Genomic DNA, 15,580 nt, shown 5'->3' with positions numbered 1-15,580 from the left:
TTCGCCGTCCGCTCAGGCCCGGGGCCACGCGGGCACTCTGCCCGACCGGACGGGAGCGAGGAAGCCGATGACGTACGCCATGACACCGGACGGAACCCGCATCGCCTACCAACTCCAGGGCCAGGGCGCGCCGTTGGTCCTGCTGGCGGGCCAGGCCAACAACCACCACTGGTGGGATGTGGTCCGTGCCGACTTCCATCCCGCGCGCAGCACCCTCACGCTCGACTACCGCGGCACCGGCGACAGCGACAAGCCCGACACCCCTTACAGCACCGAACTGTTCGCCCAGGACGTCATCGCCGTCCTCGACGAACTCGGCATCGACCGGGCCGACGTCTACGGCACGTCCATGGGCGGACGGGTGGCCCAGCAACTCGCGGGCCGCCACCCCCACCGGGTGGGCGCCCTGGTCCTCGGCTGCACCTCACCCGGCGGCCCGCACAGCGTCGAACGCGACGACGACGTCCGCCGAGCCCTGGCGCAACCTCAGCCCGGAGCCGCCCGACAGGCCCTGCTGGAGCTGATGTACACCCCTCGATGGCTCGCCTCCCATCCCGGCCCACACCACACCCTCGGCGATCCCGGCATGCCCGCCCACGCCCGGCGCCGGCACCTCACGGCCAGCAATCGGCACGACGCCTGGGACATCCTGCCGGACATCAGCGCACCCACCCTGGTCGTCCACGGAAGCGACGACCTGCTCAACCCCACCGCCAACGCACACCTGCTCACCGACCGCATCCCCGACGCCCGACTCCACCTGATCCCCGAAGCCCGGCACGCCTACTTCGAGGAGTTCCGCACCCACGCCAGCCCCCTCGTCCTGGACTTCCTCACCACCGCGCACAAGCCGTAGGAACAGCGCAGTCGACCAGGCCGCCCCCCCCCAAGCCGCCCCCCCAAGCCGCCCCGGCCCAAGCCGCCCCCCCCCGAGCGCCCCCTACCAGCTCGACTTCCGCACCCCCGGCAAGTACCCCGCATGGGCCTGCTCGCGGAGGTTGATGCGGGAGAGGCCGAAGGCGCGGAAGTAGCCGCGGGGGCGGCCGTCGGCTGCGTCGCGGTTGCGGACGCGCGTGGAGCTCGCGTCGCGCGGCTGGCGGCTCAGTTCGTGCTGGGCGGCCTCGCGCTCGCCGGGCGGGGTCTGCGGATTGCGGATGACCGCCTTCAGGAGCGCGCGGCGGGCGGCGTACCGCGCGACGGTCAGTCGTCGCGCCTCGTTCTTCGCGATCTTGCTCTTCTTCGCCATCAGACGTTCCCTCCTCGTGCGCGGATGCGGGCCACTGCGGCTTCGACGCCGATCCGGTCCACGGTCCTGATCCCCTTCGCGCTCAGCGTCAGCCGGACGTGGCGCCCTTCGCTCGCGAGCCAGTAGCGCTTGCGCTGGATGTTCGGGTCGAAGCGGCGGCCGGTGCGTCGGTGGGAGTGGGAGACGGAGTTGCCGAATCCCGGCTGGCGGCCGGTCAGTTGGCAGTGGGCGGACATGGCACGAACCTCCTAATGAAAATGGAAACCATTTCTGTATAGTAGCCCGTATGGCCCGCAACGAACTACGACCCGTCATCAAGCTCCGGTCCACCGCCGGCACCGGCCACACCTACGTGACCCGCAAGAACCGCCGTAACGACCCCGACCGCCTCGAACTGCGCAAGTACGACCCGGTCGCCGGCCGTCACGTGGCCTTCCGAGAGGAGCGCTGAGCGCCATGAAGCCCGGAATCCGGCGCCGATACGTCAGGCGCGGGGGCGGCCGCTGATGGCCGCCGAAGAGCCCGTGCTGCCCGCGGCCCTGCCCGTGGTTCTGGTCGGTGGCCTGCACGCCGACGCCCGCAGGGCCGCCGTCGAACGGCTGCTGCACACCGTGCCGGGCAGCATCGCCCTGCACCACGACCTCGCGACCGCCGCCGGCGGCACCGTCCGCCGGACCGTGCGCGACCGCACCGGTCTTCTTGCCGAGGGCGAGACGCCCCTGGTCAACGACTGCGCCTGCTGCGCCCTGCGCGAGGACCTCGTGCCCGAACTGGAGCGGCTCGCCGACTCCGGCCTCTGCCGGCTCGCCGTCGTCGAGCTGTGGGACTCCGTCGAGCCCAAGGCCATGGCCGAGGTCGTCGCCGCCCACTGCGGCGACGACGCCCGCCTCACCGGTGTGTTCACGGCCGTGGACCCGGCCCTGACCCTGCCCACGCTCGCCAACGGCGACGACCTCGTCGAGGCCGGACTCGCCGCCGCACCGACCGACGAGCGCACGGTCGGCGACACCTTCGCCCGGCAGCTGGAGTACGTCTCCGTACTGGCCGTGGTGGAGGCCACCGCAGCCCCCACGCCCACCGCCGAAGACGGTCAGGAAGCCGAAGCCGGCCAGGAAGCCGACGCCGACGCCGACGTCGGCGACTACGCCCTGCTCGCACAACTCACCCCCGCCGCACGGCAGATCCCCGTCGACTCGGCCGAGCTGGCGGCCGCCGCCGTGGCCGGCTTCGACGTCCAGGCCGCCGCTGCCCGCCAGCACCCGGCCTGCGCGCTCCTGCCGCAGGAAGCCGACGCACACGGCGTCGCCACGCTCGTATGGCGCGGCCACCGTCCGTTCCACCCCGGGCGGCTGTACGAGGCGCTGGAGGACCTGACCTGCGCCGCCGCGCGCAGCAGGGGGCGGTTCTGGCTGGCCGACCGGCCCGACACGCTGCTGTCCTGGGATGCGGCCGGCGGCGCCCTGTGCGTGGAGAACGCCGGGCCCTGGCTCGCCGCGCTGCCGGACGCCGCCTGGGAGATGGTGCCCGCGGAGCGTCGCGTGGCGGCCTCGTTGGACTGGCATCCCGAGCACGGCGACCGCGGTCAGTGCCTCACGTTCACCTCGCCCGGGCTGGACGGTGCCGGTCTGCGTTCGCTGCTGGGATCGTGCCTGCTCACCGACGCCGAGTACGCGGGCGGGCCCGATGTCTGGCGTGGCCTGTCACGCGCCTTCGATCAACTGCTCGATCCGGTCTCCTGATATCCGGCCGGTCCCATACAGCCCGCCCGCCCCACGGGACTGTCTCACCTCCCTCACCTCACTCACCCCACCCCACCTGATCCGAAAGGAACTCCGTTCATGGTCCGCCGCCCCGATCAGCGCAAGAACCTCAAACCTCGTCCCAATCCCCTGGATGCGGCCGGAATCACCTACGTCGACTACAAGGACACTGACCTGCTGCGAAAGTTCATTTCGGACCGCGGAAAGATCCGCAGTCGTCGCGTGACCCGTGTCACCGTGCAGCAGCAGCGGCAGCTGTCGCGGGCGATCAAGAATGCTCGCGAGATGGCGTTGCTGCCCTATTCCGGAGGCGGTTCTGCTGGAGGTTCATCTTCCGGGAAGAAGTCGTGAAGTAGTGGCGGGAACACCCTGAGTGCACGTGCATCGGCTCATGCAGAGGCACATGAACGCGGCTATGATCCGGAGCAGTTGCCATCCTCGAAACCGTGTTCTGGGTGAGGGTGCCCCCTGCAATGATCCGGGAGAGTCCAGTGCCCCAGGCATACAACGGCATGGCCGCCTCGGACATCGATGATGTCGTCTGGCGAAAGAGCCGGCACTCCAACTCCCAGGGCTCCTGCGTGGAGTTCGCGAAGCTGCCGGGAGGCGGGATCGCCGTACGCAACTCCCGCCATCCGGACGGTCCGGCGCTTGTGTACACACCGGCCGAGATCGAGGCGATGCTGCTGGGTGTCAAGGACGGCGAATTCGACTATCTGATCGCCGAATAACCGATCATTCATGACGGCCTTCGCTTCGGCCCTCACAGCCCCCACGGCCGTCTCCGCCGCCGGCCCCGCCCCCGCCCCGACGGTCACCCCTGCCCCCACCGCCGCGGTCCCCCGGTCCCCCCGTTCCCCCGCGGCTGCCAGGGCCCCCCACCCCGTAGCGGTGGCCCCCCACCCCCGCTACAGCGGCCTCCCCCGCCCGTTCCGCGGCGGTCACCCCCGTCACCGCCGCGGTGGCCGCCCCCGCCCCCGTTCGTTCCCCCGTCTTCCGTCCCTTCCCGGTCCGTCAGCCGTGCTGGGGCAGACGGAACAGCGCCCAGACGACCTTGCCCTGCAGTGCACCCGCGAGCGGGTGCCAGCCCCACGCGTCGCTGAACGACTCCACGAGCGTGAGCCCGCGCCCGCACTCGGCACCGGCGTCCGCCTCACCCACCACCGGGCTGACCTCGCTCGGGTCGCGCACCGCGCACACCAGCCGCGACGTCCAGCGCATCAAGTGCAGGCGTACGGACGGCTCGTACTCGCCACCGCCCGGGCCGCCGCCCATGAGGTCCGCCGGGACCCCGTACCGCATGGAGTTGGTCACCAGCTCCGAGACCACGAGCGCGACATCGTCGAAGAGCCCGCTCAGGTCCCACTGACTGAGCGTGGCTCTGGTGAATTTCCGAGCGTTCCTGACCGCTTCGAAGCGGGGAGGCAGCGCACAGGATGCCGAGTTGGAGACGGCGGATGAGTCGATCGCGGGCAACCCTCTCCATAAGGGAGAGAGCACAGTCGATCCTTCGGTACCCATCCGAGGCACTCCTGGCAATCGAGGACGTGACGTGCACGTGTGCGAGCTCCATGGTTGCCAATGCGCGGGGCGGATGCAAGGGCAGATGCACGTGCACGGGGTGGATTTGGGGGCGCACAAGGGGGTTGGGGGGCAAATCTCCCTACGCCTGCTGCGGTAGCGCTCCGCTGGGTGGCTTGTCTGCGTAACCGGACATGCACTCAACGGAGCCCGAAGATGGCAGACTTCGGCGCCGGGGGTAGCGGGGGTCGCCCTCAGAAGGGTGCGGAACGGACAACGCCGGAACAGGACCGGAAGAGGAAGGGTCGCAGAGATGGCCACGAGCGAGTCGAGCGGTTCCGTGGTGCGACGCATACTCCTGGGCTCGCAGCTCAGGAGGCTGCGCGAGTCGCGTGGCATCACGCGCGAGGCAGCGGGGTACTCGATCCGTGCGTCCGAGTCGAAGATCAGCCGTATGGAGTTGGGCCGGGTGAGCTTCAAGGCGCGTGATGTGGAGGATCTGCTCACGCTCTACGGGGTCACCGACGGCGCCGAGCGCGAGGCGCTGCTCGGTCTGGCCCGCGAGGCCAATGTCGCGGGCTGGTGGCACAGCTACGGCGACGTGCTGCCCAGCTGGTTTCAGACGTACGTGGGCCTGGAGGGCGCCGCCTCGCACATCTCGATCTACGAGGTGCAGTTCGTGCACGGCCTGCTGCAGACCGAGGGGTACGCCCACGCCGTGGTCGTGCGCGGCCAGCCCAAGGCCGACGAGGCCGAGATCGAGCGCCGCGTCTCGCTGCGCATGGAGCGGCAGAAGCTGCTGTTCTCCGAGCGGGCGCCCCGCTTCCACGCCGTCCTGGACGAGGCGGCGCTGCACCGCCCGTACGGTGGTGAAACGGTCATGCGCAACCAGCTCCAGCACCTCGCCGACATCTCCGAGCAGCCGAACGTGACGCTGCAGGTGATGCCCTTCGCGCACGGCGGGCACGCGGGGGAGAGCGGAGCCTTCACGATGCTGCGCTTCCCGGAGTCGGACCTGTCCGACGTGGTCTACCTGGAGCAGCTCACGAGCGCGCTCTACCTGGACAAGTCCGAGGACGTCGCACAGTACGAGCGGGTGATGGAGCGGCTGCACGCCGACAGCCTCTCGCCGGCCGCGAGCCGGGATCTGATCGGACGCCTACTTCAACTGCACTGACACATCAGTACGATGACGTCCCATCAGGAGCACGCACATCGTTTACGGGCGTCACGAGTGCCCCGGCTTTCGCAGACAGGATGGCGCATGTCCTACAGCACCTACTTCGACGCATTGGCCTACCAGTACATCGACGGGGAATGGCGGGCCGGCAGCGGCTCCTGGGACATCGTGGACTTCAACCCCTACGACGGGGAGAAGCTCGCCTCCATCACCGCTGCCAGCGTCACCGAGATCGACCAGGCGTACCGCGCCGCCGAGCGCGCCCAGCCCGCGTGGGCGGCCACCAACCCGTACACCCGCCGGCTCGTCTTCGAGCGGGCCGTGCGCATCATCGAGGACCGCGAGGCGGAGCTGACCGCGGCCATCACGGCCGAGTGCGGCGGAACGGCCGTGAAGGCCGCGTTCGAGCTGGGCCTGGCCCGGGAGTTCCTGCGGGAGGCGATCCATCTCGCGCTGCGCGCGGAAGGGCGCATCCTGCCCTCCCCGGACGACACCAAGGAGAACCGCCTCTACCGGGTGCCGGTCGGCGTCGTCGGGGTGATCAGCCCGTTCAACTTCCCGTTCCTCCTGTCGATCAAGTCCGTCGCCCCGGCGCTCGCGCTGGGCAACGCCGTCGTCCTCAAGCCCCACCAGAACACGCCGATCTGCGGCGGCGGGCTGGTCGCGAAGGTGCTGGAGGAGGCGGGACTGCCCGGCGGGCTGCTGAACGTCGTCGTCACCGACATCGCGGAGATAGGCGACGCGCTCATCGAGCACCCGATTCCCAAGGTCATCTCCTTCACCGGCTCCGACAAGGTGGGCCGCCACGTCGCCACCGTCGCCGCCTCCCACTTCAAGCGCACGATCCTGGAGCTGGGCGGGAACAGCGCGCTGATCGTCCTCGACGACGCCGACGTGGACTACGCCGTGGACGCCGCTGTTTTCAGCCGTTTCATCCACCAGGGGCAGGTCTGCATGGCGGCCAACCGGGTGCTGGTCGACCGGGCGGTGGAGCGTGAATTCACGGAGAAGTTCGTCGCCAAGGTGCGGGCCCTGCGGGTCGGCGACCCAGGTGATCCGGCTACGCACATCGGCCCCCTCATCAACTCCGGGCAGGCGGAGGCGATCACTACGCTCGTGGAGCAGGCCGTCGCGGACGGCGCCACCGCGCTCGTACGCGGGGAGACGGACGGCACGCTGGTCGGTCCGTCCGTGCTGACGGGCCTCGCGGACGACGCGTCCATCCTGGGGCAGGAGATCTTCGGCCCGGTCGCGCTGATCCTCCCCTTCGACGGCGAGGACGAGGCCGTCCGCATGGCCAACTCCACGCCGTACGGGCTCAGCGGTGCGGTGCACACGGGCGATGTGGAACGGGGCGTGCGGATCGCCAAGCGCATCGAGACGGGGATGATCCACGTCAACGACGGGACGGTGCACGACGAGGCGATCGTGCCGTTCGGGGGCGAGAAGCACTCGGGCGTGGGGCGGCTGAACGGCGACTCGATGGTGGAGGCGTTCACGACGACCAAGTGGATATCGATCCAGCACGGCAAGTCGAGATTCCCGTTCTGAGGGGTGCGGCGGGTCTGCGTGGGCCTGCGGCGGCCCGTGGAGGGCTTGCGGTGGGGCCGTTGTGGTGATGCGGACGGGCATGTAGGACGGAATCTGACCTCTATCGGTCCTAGTCTGAACTCGTCGCAAGGGAACGGACGGACGAGAGAAATCAGGGGGAACCCCATGCCCACTCACGTGATCGAGAAGAACGTCTCCGACGAGCGCGGCACGCTGCTCGCCTTCCTCGAAGCCCAGCGCGGCGGCCTGCGCCGCTCGGTCCTGGGGCTCACGGCCGAGCAGGCCGCGGCCGTGCCGAGCGCCAGCGAGCTCTCGCTGCAGGCGCTGCTCAAGCACACGATCCAGGCCGAGAGCAACTGGATCGAGCGGGCGCGCGGCGGCCTGGCCACCCAGAGCTTCGAGGAAGCCATGGAGGGCTGGCAGGCCGGCTGGAAGCCCACCGAGGAGGAGACCGTCGCGGTGCTCCTCGGCCGCTGGGCCGAGGTCGCGGCGGAGACCGAGAAGTTCATCCACTCGGTCTCCCTGGAGGACACGTTCGCGCTGCCGGAGGCGCCCTGGTTCCCGAAGGCGTCGCACGTCTCCATGCGCTGGGTGCTGCTCCACCTCATCGAGGAGGTGGCCCGCCACGCGGGGCACGCCGACGTCATCCGCGAGTCGATCGACGGGAAGACCGCCTTCGAGCTGGTGGAGGAGGAGAGCGGCGCGGGGGCCTAGGGCCCGCCGCGCGGCTCCCGGGGGCTCACAGTCCCCGGGGCCTCACCCCGGCACAGCCCCGGGAACCCACAAGCCCCTGGGGCCTCATTCGGCGACGAGGCGCCCGCTCAGCCATCGCAGGGACGGCGGGATCTCCCGGCGCCAGGTGTTGAAGTTGTGGCCGCCGCGGTCGAGGGTGATCGACGAGACGCGCGCGGGACTCTTCACCTTCTTGATGAACTGCTGGGTCGCCTTGTAGTTCGACTCGCCCTGCAGCGAAGTCGTCACCAGGAACGAGGAGGCGCCCTGCGGCCGGTGGTCCAGGTGCCACAGCAGGTCGGATCGTTTCTCCTCGTTCTTGTTCCCGTGGAAGAGATCACCGGAGTCCTTGTCGATCTCCGGCTTGTAGTCCGCCGACAGGCCCACGCCGGCCGCGTAGGTCTCCGGGTGCTGCAGCGCCATCTTCAACGCGCAGTAACCGCCGGTCGAATCGCCGACGATGCCCCAGTTCCGCGGCGAGCTGCCGACGCGGTAGAAGCTCGAAATCGCCTTGGTGACGTCCGTGCCGAAGAACGCCTCGCTCTGCGGGCCTCCCGGGACGTCGATGCACTGGGTGTTGGCCGTCGCGATGGTGGGCCGCATCATCACCAGGATCATCGGCTGCATCTTCTTCTGCTTGACCTGCGTCCACGCCGTCTTCGGGTAGCGCAGCCCCTTGACCAGGTTCTCCGCCGCGCCCGGATAGCCCGTCAGCACGATGGCGGCGGGGAACTTCCGCCGCTCGGCAGCGCCCTTCTGGAAGTACTCCGGCGGCAGGTACACGTACGCCTGGGCGGCGGTGCGGGAGCGCTCGCCGTGCACGACGACCTTCTCGACGACGCCGCCCGACCGCGGGTTGCTGCCGCCGGGCACCTCGGGGGCCTGCCGCCCGAGGACCTGTACGGCCGCGCCACCGGGCGCCGCGGTCGGCTGGCGCTTCGTGCCGGCGAGGTCCGCCCACGAGTTGTAGATCAGGAAGCTGCGGTTCGCCGCGAGCGCGACGGACGCGAACAGGAGCACCTGCACGAAGACGATCAGTCCTGCCCGCCCCAGCATCCAGTTCCAGCCGCTTCGCGCCAGGCGCGGCCACAGCCACACCGAGAGCGCGAACATCACCACCGTGCCCAGCACGATGCCCACCAGGAGCGTGCCGCTCGTCAGACCCATGGATCAGCAAACCTCTGAGACGTCTCGGCCTGGACGCGCCGGTCCAGAGCGCCGCCAACCGGTGCGCACCTGGCTAGAGCGCTGCACGGGGCAAAACGTTCCACTGTGTACCCCACTCTGTACGCCACTGTGCACGGATCCCGACCGGTCCTGAACGCTCGGCGAAGGGCCGGGCGGCGACCGCGGCGCCTAGGCTGGGCGCATCGGCGAGGGCGCGGCGAGCGCGGTGGCGAGAACGGCACGGCGCGTGCGGCACGTACGGGGAAGTACGGCAACCAGAGGAGGCTGGGGCGAGATGGCGGCCATCCGCTTGCTGGTACTGGGCGCCGTCCGTCAGCACGGACGGGCGCACGGCTACCAGGTCCGTGGCGACCTGGAGTTCTGGGGCGCGCACGAGTGGTCCAACGCCAAGCCCGGGTCGATCTACCACGCGCTGAAGTCCATGGCCAGGCACGGGCTGCTGTTCGCGCACGACGTGGCGCCGAGCGAGGCGGGCGGCCCGCCCCGCACGGAGTACGAACTGACGGAGGCCGGCGAGCGGGAGTACTTCGCGCTGCTGCGCGAGGCGCTCAGCTCGGTCGACGAGAAGTCCGACGTGCTGACCGCCGGCATCGGGTTCGTCGTCGACCTGCCGCGGGCCGAGGCGATCGCCCTGCTGAAGCAGCGGCTCGCCGGGCTGGAGGAGCGGCGCGACGACATCCGCCGGCGCTGGACCCCGGCGGAGGGCGAGGACTGGGGCCACATCGGCGAGATCATGGGGATGTGGGCGCACACCGCGAACAGCGGTGCGGAGTGGACGCGCGGGCTCATCGAGCGGCTCGAAGGCGGGGCGTACGTCATGGCGGGCGAGGGCGATCAGTGGGAGGGGATCGTCACGAACACGGACGCGGATGCGAACGCGGACGCGCATGTGGATGCCGATGCGGACGGGGACGCGGACGCGTACGAGAGGCACCGCCGGGACGCGGACCCCGGCCCCGGCCCCCGCGCGGGGGACCGCTGAGACCGGCGCTCGCTACTGGACGACGACCGTGCCCGTCATCGACGGGTGGAACTCGCAGTGGTAGGCGAAGGTCGCGCCCGCCGGGAAGGGCCGGGTGAAGCTCTGGCCGGGGTCGAGTACGGCGTCCCACAGGCCCGAGTCGGACGTCGTGGTGTGGGTGTCGTTGTCGTTGTTGAGCCAGCGGACCGAGTCACCGGGGTGGATGCTCACGGCCTGGGGGACGAAGGCGGCCGGTGCGCCCTCGATCACCACGGTGACCGTGACCGCCGCGCCCCGCGGCTCCGCGGCCACGGGGCCCGCCGGCAGGACGGCCGTAGCCAGCAGCGCAGGCAGCACGGTCAGGGTGCGGAGGAGGGTTCGGGGGAGGGCACGGGGGAGGGTGCGGAGCGGTGAACGTGACATGAGCAGGGCCTCCTTGGTCCGACGGGGTCCGAGCTCCTGACCGGGGCTCGGACGCGTGGACGAGTGCGGTGAGATTTCCCTGCGCACACCGCGACAACCCGCTCGTCATCCGACCGGGCTAAGGATCGGTGACGCCGGTGATGCCGGTGACGTACCGGTGCGCCGGTGGGTGAACCGGCCGGACGCGTCAGCCGACGCCCGGACGGGTCAGCGGGGCCCGGGCGCGCCACTGGGCGACGACGGGTTCGAGCATCGGCCCGAGCTCCGGCATCGACGGTACGAGGGCCAGGGCGCCGACGACCTGCAGCATGCGCGCGCTTTCCATGACGTCCAGCAGCCGGCGGTCCACCGGGCCGCCGCCCGCCTGCTCGTAGGCTGCGATGCCGTGCGGGCCGGCGAGGGTCAGGTCCCATTCCACGGGGCCGCGGGTGACGTCCTCGAAGTCGCCGAACAGGGGGCCGGCGGCGGTGCGGATGATGTTGTAGCCGGGCGAGTCGCCGTGCAGCGCCTGCAGGCGGGCCCCGGGGAAGTGGGCGGGGAAGTCGCCCACGAGCGCTTCGAGGGCGGCGTACTCGCCTTCGGCGCGGTCGAGGTCGGCGGTGGTGAGGAACTGCTGCGGCTGCTTGCGGAGGCGGTCGAGGGAGGAACCGGTGGCGGGCACGAGAGGCGAGAGGGTGGGCAGCTCGCCGGGATAACCGGCCAGCAGGCGGTGCAATGCGGCGGCCTGACCGGTCTGTTCGGCGAAACGCTCCTCCAGCGCGCGGGGATCGTCGCTGTCACCATCGGGGGACGACTCGTGCACGAACTCCCAGAAGGTCAGGGACGTTCCTTCGGCCTCGACGGGCTCGCGGGGCACGAGCGGACTGGGCCCCACGACCGGAGCGCCGGCGTCGGCCAGCCAGCCCGCCACGGCGAGCTCGCGCCGCTGCTTGGCCGCCAGTTCCCCGGCGGGCACGAGCGTGAGCGACGGGACCCGTACGACCACGGGGTCGGGAGCGAGGTGGACCAGCACGTTGAAGACGTCGTGCAGGACCCGGGGACCGTCGGCGCGCAACCCCAGCCGCCGGCCTGCGGCAGTGGCGGTGCGGACGGCGCGTTCGGCGCGGCTGCTGTGCGTCATGGCGTTGATCGTCCTCAGCCGGGGGTGCTTGTCGACGCCATTTCCCGGCGGTGCTGCCCGGGGCCGGGGCCGGGGCCGGGGCCGGGTCAGGCGAGGGCGGCGGCGGTCAGGGCGAGGCCGGCGGCGCCGAACACGACGACGTGGCGGGCGTTCTGCAGGATCCAGACCCAGCGGGGGAAGCCCGCCTCGGCGGCCTTCAGCAGGGCGGCGACGTCGATGCGGGCCAGGTCGGGGTCGCCCTTGCGGGAGAAGGCGGCCTGGACGGACGTCGTGGCCGTCAGGTTGCTGTAGAGGATCACGCAGTTGATGGCCAGGACGAGCCCGAGAACGATCCAGTTCAGCGCCCCGGCCCAGGAGCTGCCGGCGAGGTTGAGCCCGGCGGTGGCCGCGAGGACGGTGGCGATTCCCACCGGCGCCCAGGTCTCGTGGCCGCCGGCGTCGAAGCGCATCCCGTTCTCCTCCAGGACGGTGGTGCGCACGCCCTGGCGGCGCAGCTCGGCGTGGGCGGAGGCGGTCGCGGTGGCGCCGAAGCGGGCCCGGACCACGGGGATGCTCACGAAGGCGCCGGCGACGGACAGCTGCATGGCGGCGATGAAGGCGTTCACGGTCGGTTTCCCCCCAGGATCGGGCGCTGGAGCGGCGCCCGGCTTCGTCTTGAACTAAGTACAAGGCGAAGGTAGCGGGATTCTTGAACTAAGTGCAAGAGCGTTCCTGAACTTTGTACAAGTGCCCCTCCGGCGACCTATCGTGGGCGCATGCCACGCGACACCCTCACCCGCGACCAGATCGTCACCACCGCCGTGCAGCTCCTCGACGACGAGGGACTGGAGGGCCTGAACATGCGCAGCCTGGGCAAGCGGCTCGGCGCCGCCCCCACGGCCGTCTACTGGCACGTCAAGAACAAGGACGACCTCGTCGTGCTCGTCGGCGACCACGTGTGGCAGGAGATCGAACTCCCCGGGACCGACCCGGCCGACTGGCGCTCGGCGGCCGTCGCGCTGGCCGACGGCCTGTACGCCATGCTCTGCCGGCACCCCTGGCTGGTGCAGGCCCTCGGCTCCCACCTCTTCTACGGCCCCGGCAAGGCCCGTTACGACGACCACAGCCTCGCCGTCTACGAGGCGGCCGGCTTCACCGGCGCCCAGGCGGACCGGGCGGCGGCGGCCGTCTTCACCTACGTGCTCGGCAACGCCGTCGGCGCGTCCGCCCGGGCGTCGCTGACCCGGCGGCTGAGCCGCGACGGCGGCGACCCGGAGCAGCTGTTCCAGGAGACGCTCGCCAAGGCGACCGCAGTCGCCGAACAGTTCCCACGCCTGCGCGCCCGCCTCGGCAGCGCAGCCGCCGACTACAACGCCGCACCCGACAACACCTTCGAGACCGGCCTCCACGCCCTCCTCGACGGACTCGCCGCCGCCATGTGACAGCGCGACAGCGGGATGTCCGCGTTTCCGGCACGCGTCCGCCCGGCGCTCCTACGCTGTACTCCACGGTTGCGGGGAGGTGCGGTTCCAGGTGCAACGGCGCGATACACGGAACGTGTTGAGCAATGCCACTGCCGGCATCCTGATCCAGGCGGACACGGTCTGCTTCGGCGGCGAGCCGGCCGGCGGTGTGGCCGGCGGGGGTCCCGGGCCGCCCTCGAACGCGTTCCGCGCCCCTGAGGCGCTCGGTCGTGTTGTTCACCCGAGAGCCAGGTACTCGGCCGGTGGGTAGGCCAGCTCGGGGTGTTCCATCACGTACCGGCTTCCGTGGATCGCGGACATCGCCCAGTGCCACGCCTCGTCGTGGAAGACGAGTCCGCGGAACGGCTCGTCGGCCGGCTCGTAGGGGTAGCACCTCAGGGCCGCCGCCCAGGATTCGGGCAGCGTGAGCCCGCCGTACCGCCGCATCACCCACGCGTAGCCACGCCGCTCGCCCTGTAGGCACTCCAGGTACTCCGCCTCGCTCCACGTCATGCGGCGAGCCTAGGACCCGGGGTGTAAGTCGGTGGCCCAGCCGGACCGGCACCCATACCGTCCATGCCATGACTGACTCACGAACCGGTGTACTGGCCCGCCCTGTGCGGGGCGTGAAGGCGTACTCCCGTCAGACGTTCGGGGCCTGCGTGCCGACGTTCGGGATCGTCGAGCTGGACTTCGAGCCGTTGCCCGAGGGCGTGGCGGCGTCGTGCGAGTTCGCCTGTACCGCGCAGCCGGAGCCCGAGCCGGAGTATGAGAAGGCGCTCGTCCAGGGCGTCATGCGGGAGCTGGCCGGCGAGGGCACCGAGGACCCTGAAGGCCGCCGGGGTGGACCTGTGAGCGCCCGTGTCGTCGTGCGGGCCCTGAAATGGCACTGGGTCGACTCCTGCGAGATGGTGTTCGTCCGCCTGGGGGCCCTCGCGGTGCGGGAAGCGCTGGCGTGTGTGGAAGAGGAGCGCGAGCCGCGGCCGATCGCGACAAGGGTCAGGCTGTTCTTCTGACCGCCTCTGCCCGGCAGGAGCCGCGCCCTGCCGTGCCGGGTGGCCCTACGGCCGCGCAGCGGCGCAGCCGCAAACATGCTCAAGCGTGTCGCTGTCACGCCAACGTGACATGGAACAGACGACTCCGGCAAACGTGATCATTAACTTTGCCCGTGCAGCCCGCCGCACCTCACGGCCCCACACGAGAGAGGAGGCGGCATGCGATGTCCGTTCTGCTTCCCGACTCTCCAAGGAATCGCCCCGTGTCGAACCTGAACGTCCGCCGCCGCACGGTCGTCCGTGCCGCCGCCACCGCCGCTCTGGCCGCCGCCCTCCTCGCCGCCCCGGCCGCGAATGCCGTCGCCGCCGGCCCGGCCAAGGCGTCGTCCACCGCCGCCGCGCCCGAGGTCCGCACCCAGAAGCTGGCCGACGGTGCCAGCACCGCCCGCATCACCAAGGTCGGTGACCACCACTACACGCTGGAGATCCTGTACCAGGGCCACGTGCTTGCGAAGATCGAGGCCGACCAGCATGACGCGGGCGTCAACGCCAACGGCATGTTCGTCGTGCTCACCTTCGACGGCAAGGCCGTCTCGTGGCTGGGCGGTATGCAGCACGGTGAAGGATCGCTGCCGCTGCCCGACGGCAGCACGGCCAAGGTGACGAAGGTGAGCCGGGGCCACTGGACCCTGCAGATCGTCGACCGCTGGGGCGATGTCAGGGCCACCCTCGATGCGGACCGCAAGGACGCGGCCGTCAACGCCAACGGCATGTACATCGTCCTCACCTGGGACGGCGCCTTCAGCGCCTGGACCGGCTGAACCCGCCTCGCCGTTGGCCTGGTTCGAGGGGTCGGGTGCCACGACCCCTCGGTCGGGTGGTTTTGAACCCGCCCTCCATCCATATGCCGAACTCGCCGGAACGATAGGTCTGTTGTCGCCGTCGGGAGGGAAGTTCAGGTGGGAACGAAGTGGTCTGCCGCTCCATGGGGCCTGGGGCTGGCCTTGGTGACCGTCATGGCGTCCGCGCCCGCGCCCGCGGCTGCTCACAGCCCGGCATCGCACCGGCTGGCCCAGCGCCATGTCCTCACGAACGCGGACAAAGGCCGGTCGGTGTCCGCGAGCCTGGGTGACGACATCGAAGTCCGCCTCGCCGCCTACCGCGAAGACGGGCTCAACTACACCTGGAGCACGCCGCAGTCCAACGACGCCACGGTGCTCCGGCGTACCTCCGGCGGTGAGACGCCGAACGGCAGCGCATCAGCCGTCTTCCGACAGGTGCACGCCGGCACAGCCACCATCAGCGCGCAACGCCACTGCCGCCCCGACCCGGGCCGTGCCTGCCCCCTGGTCGTCTCGTCCTGGCGGGTCAGGGTGACCGGGAGCTAGTAGTGCTTTGTTAGGTGGTGTCGTAGGGCTGCCATGGGACGGTCTGTCGGCAGGTGGGGCAGGTTCCGGTCCA

General features: G+C 70.7%; 21 protein-coding genes. 13 read left to right on the top strand and 8 right to left on the bottom strand.

The window, feature by feature from the left end:
* Nucleotides 1-67 precede the first annotated feature (67 nt).
* Nucleotides 68-856 carry an alpha/beta fold hydrolase gene (locus IE182_RS02610; protein WP_190107985.1) on the top strand — a complete coding sequence of 263 codons (789 nt, stop codon included), beginning with the start codon at nt 68-70 and terminating at the stop codon, nt 854-856.
* An 84-nt stretch (nt 857-940) separates the two neighbouring features.
* Here the strand turns inward: IE182_RS02610 and rpsN are convergent, their stop codons facing one another.
* Nucleotides 941-1,246, bottom strand: coding sequence for a 30S ribosomal protein S14 (gene rpsN / locus IE182_RS02605; RefSeq protein ID WP_190107984.1), 306 nt, complete (start codon nt 1,244-1,246; stop codon nt 941-943).
* The gene (rpmB, locus tag IE182_RS02600) at nt 1,246-1,482 is read right to left on the bottom strand and encodes a 50S ribosomal protein L28 (RefSeq protein ID WP_190107983.1); all 237 of its coding nucleotides are present in this window, start codon (nt 1,480-1,482) and stop codon (nt 1,246-1,248) included. Before rpmB ends, rpsN begins: the two co-directional genes overlap by 1 nt.
* Before the next feature lie 50 nt (nt 1,483-1,532).
* Here rpmB and rpmG point away from each other — a divergent pair, with 50 nt between their 5' ends.
* The 4 genes from rpmG (at nt 1,533) to IE182_RS02580 (ending at nt 3,737) form a co-directional block, all read left to right on the top strand.
* Entirely contained in the window at nt 1,533-1,697 is a 165-nt protein-coding gene (rpmG, locus tag IE182_RS02595) for a 50S ribosomal protein L33 (protein WP_190107982.1), read from the top strand.
* Nucleotides 1,698-1,752: 55 nt separating this feature from the next.
* On the top strand, nt 1,753-2,985 hold the full coding sequence (locus IE182_RS02590) for a GTP-binding protein (protein WP_190107981.1): 1,233 nt from the start codon (nt 1,753-1,755) through the stop codon (nt 2,983-2,985).
* A 99-nt stretch (nt 2,986-3,084) separates the two neighbouring features.
* Nucleotides 3,085-3,357 carry a 30S ribosomal protein S18 gene (rpsR, locus tag IE182_RS02585; protein ID WP_190107980.1) on the top strand — a complete coding sequence of 91 codons (273 nt, stop codon included), beginning with the start codon at nt 3,085-3,087 and terminating at the stop codon, nt 3,355-3,357.
* 140 nt (nt 3,358-3,497) lie between these two features.
* Nucleotides 3,498-3,737, top strand: coding sequence for a DUF397 domain-containing protein (locus tag IE182_RS02580; RefSeq protein ID WP_190107979.1), 240 nt, complete (start codon nt 3,498-3,500; stop codon nt 3,735-3,737).
* A 283-nt stretch (nt 3,738-4,020) separates the two neighbouring features.
* On the opposite strand, the gene IE182_RS02575 is transcribed toward IE182_RS02580, so the two are convergent.
* A complete protein-coding gene (locus tag IE182_RS02575; protein ID WP_190107978.1) occupies nt 4,021-4,527 on the bottom strand; it encodes an ATP-binding protein in 507 nt (168 codons plus the stop codon).
* A gap of 313 nt (nt 4,528-4,840) precedes the next feature.
* Between IE182_RS02575 and IE182_RS02570 the strand changes: the two genes are divergently transcribed.
* The 3 genes from IE182_RS02570 (at nt 4,841) to IE182_RS02560 (ending at nt 7,972) form a co-directional block, all read left to right on the top strand.
* Nucleotides 4,841-5,704: a Sco1979 family transcriptional regulator gene (locus tag IE182_RS02570; RefSeq protein ID WP_190107977.1), complete on the top strand. Its 864-nt coding sequence runs from the start codon at nt 4,841-4,843 to the stop codon at nt 5,702-5,704.
* Nucleotides 5,705-5,791: 87 nt separating this feature from the next.
* Nucleotides 5,792-7,258, top strand: coding sequence for an aldehyde dehydrogenase family protein (locus IE182_RS02565; protein ID WP_190107976.1), 1,467 nt, complete (start codon nt 5,792-5,794; stop codon nt 7,256-7,258).
* A 165-nt stretch (nt 7,259-7,423) separates the two neighbouring features.
* Nucleotides 7,424-7,972 carry a DinB family protein gene (locus tag IE182_RS02560; RefSeq protein ID WP_190107975.1) on the top strand — a complete coding sequence of 183 codons (549 nt, stop codon included), beginning with the start codon at nt 7,424-7,426 and terminating at the stop codon, nt 7,970-7,972.
* Between the two features lie 84 nt (nt 7,973-8,056).
* Here the strand turns inward: IE182_RS02560 and IE182_RS02555 are convergent, their stop codons facing one another.
* On the bottom strand, nt 8,057-9,157 hold the full coding sequence (locus IE182_RS02555) for an alpha/beta hydrolase (protein ID WP_190107974.1): 1,101 nt from the start codon (nt 9,155-9,157) through the stop codon (nt 8,057-8,059).
* Nucleotides 9,158-9,452: 295 nt separating this feature from the next.
* Between IE182_RS02555 and IE182_RS02550 the strand changes: the two genes are divergently transcribed.
* Entirely contained in the window at nt 9,453-10,160 is a 708-nt protein-coding gene (locus IE182_RS02550) for a PadR family transcriptional regulator (protein WP_190107973.1), read from the top strand.
* 12 nt (nt 10,161-10,172) lie between these two features.
* Here IE182_RS02550 and IE182_RS02545 read toward each other — a convergent pair whose 3' ends face one another.
* The 3 genes from IE182_RS02545 to IE182_RS02535 all read right to left on the bottom strand — a co-directional run bounded on the left by IE182_RS02545 (nt 10,173) and on the right by IE182_RS02535 (nt 12,287).
* Nucleotides 10,173-10,562 (bottom strand): cupredoxin domain-containing protein, encoded by a 390-nt coding sequence (locus IE182_RS02545; protein WP_190107972.1) that lies wholly within the window; start codon nt 10,560-10,562, stop codon nt 10,173-10,175.
* A gap of 187 nt (nt 10,563-10,749) precedes the next feature.
* Entirely contained in the window at nt 10,750-11,682 is a 933-nt protein-coding gene (locus tag IE182_RS02540) for an aminoglycoside phosphotransferase family protein (protein WP_190107971.1), read from the bottom strand.
* An 86-nt stretch (nt 11,683-11,768) separates the two neighbouring features.
* On the bottom strand, nt 11,769-12,287 hold the full coding sequence (locus IE182_RS02535) for a hypothetical protein (protein ID WP_190107970.1): 519 nt from the start codon (nt 12,285-12,287) through the stop codon (nt 11,769-11,771).
* Nucleotides 12,288-12,437: 150 nt separating this feature from the next.
* On the opposite strand from IE182_RS02535, the gene IE182_RS02530 reads away from it, so the two are divergent.
* Nucleotides 12,438-13,103 (top strand): TetR/AcrR family transcriptional regulator, encoded by a 666-nt coding sequence (locus IE182_RS02530; RefSeq protein WP_190107969.1) that lies wholly within the window; start codon nt 12,438-12,440, stop codon nt 13,101-13,103.
* Between the two features lie 258 nt (nt 13,104-13,361).
* On the opposite strand, the gene IE182_RS02525 is transcribed toward IE182_RS02530, so the two are convergent.
* Nucleotides 13,362-13,637, bottom strand: a complete 276-nt coding sequence (locus IE182_RS02525) for a hypothetical protein (RefSeq protein WP_190107968.1) — start codon at nt 13,635-13,637, stop codon at nt 13,362-13,364.
* A gap of 68 nt (nt 13,638-13,705) precedes the next feature.
* On the opposite strand from IE182_RS02525, the gene IE182_RS02520 reads away from it, so the two are divergent.
* The 3 genes from IE182_RS02520 to IE182_RS02510 all read left to right on the top strand — a co-directional run bounded on the left by IE182_RS02520 (nt 13,706) and on the right by IE182_RS02510 (nt 15,507).
* Nucleotides 13,706-14,140 (top strand): hypothetical protein, encoded by a 435-nt coding sequence (locus IE182_RS02520; protein ID WP_190107967.1) that lies wholly within the window; start codon nt 13,706-13,708, stop codon nt 14,138-14,140.
* A gap of 242 nt (nt 14,141-14,382) precedes the next feature.
* Complete coding sequence (locus tag IE182_RS02515; protein WP_229844527.1) at nt 14,383-14,940, top strand: hypothetical protein; 558 nt, start codon at nt 14,383-14,385, stop codon at nt 14,938-14,940.
* Between the two features lie 291 nt (nt 14,941-15,231).
* Nucleotides 15,232-15,507: a hypothetical protein gene (locus tag IE182_RS02510; protein ID WP_190107966.1), complete on the top strand. Its 276-nt coding sequence runs from the start codon at nt 15,232-15,234 to the stop codon at nt 15,505-15,507.
* Nucleotides 15,508-15,580 lie beyond the last annotated feature (73 nt).

The sequence above is a fragment of the Streptomyces cinnamoneus genome (genome assembly GCF_014650495.1).
Taxonomy (GTDB): domain Bacteria; phylum Actinomycetota; class Actinomycetes; order Streptomycetales; family Streptomycetaceae; genus Streptomyces; species Streptomyces cinnamoneus.
Note: the sequence above shows the minus strand (reverse complement) of the source record. Positions and strands in the feature narration are given on the sequence as shown.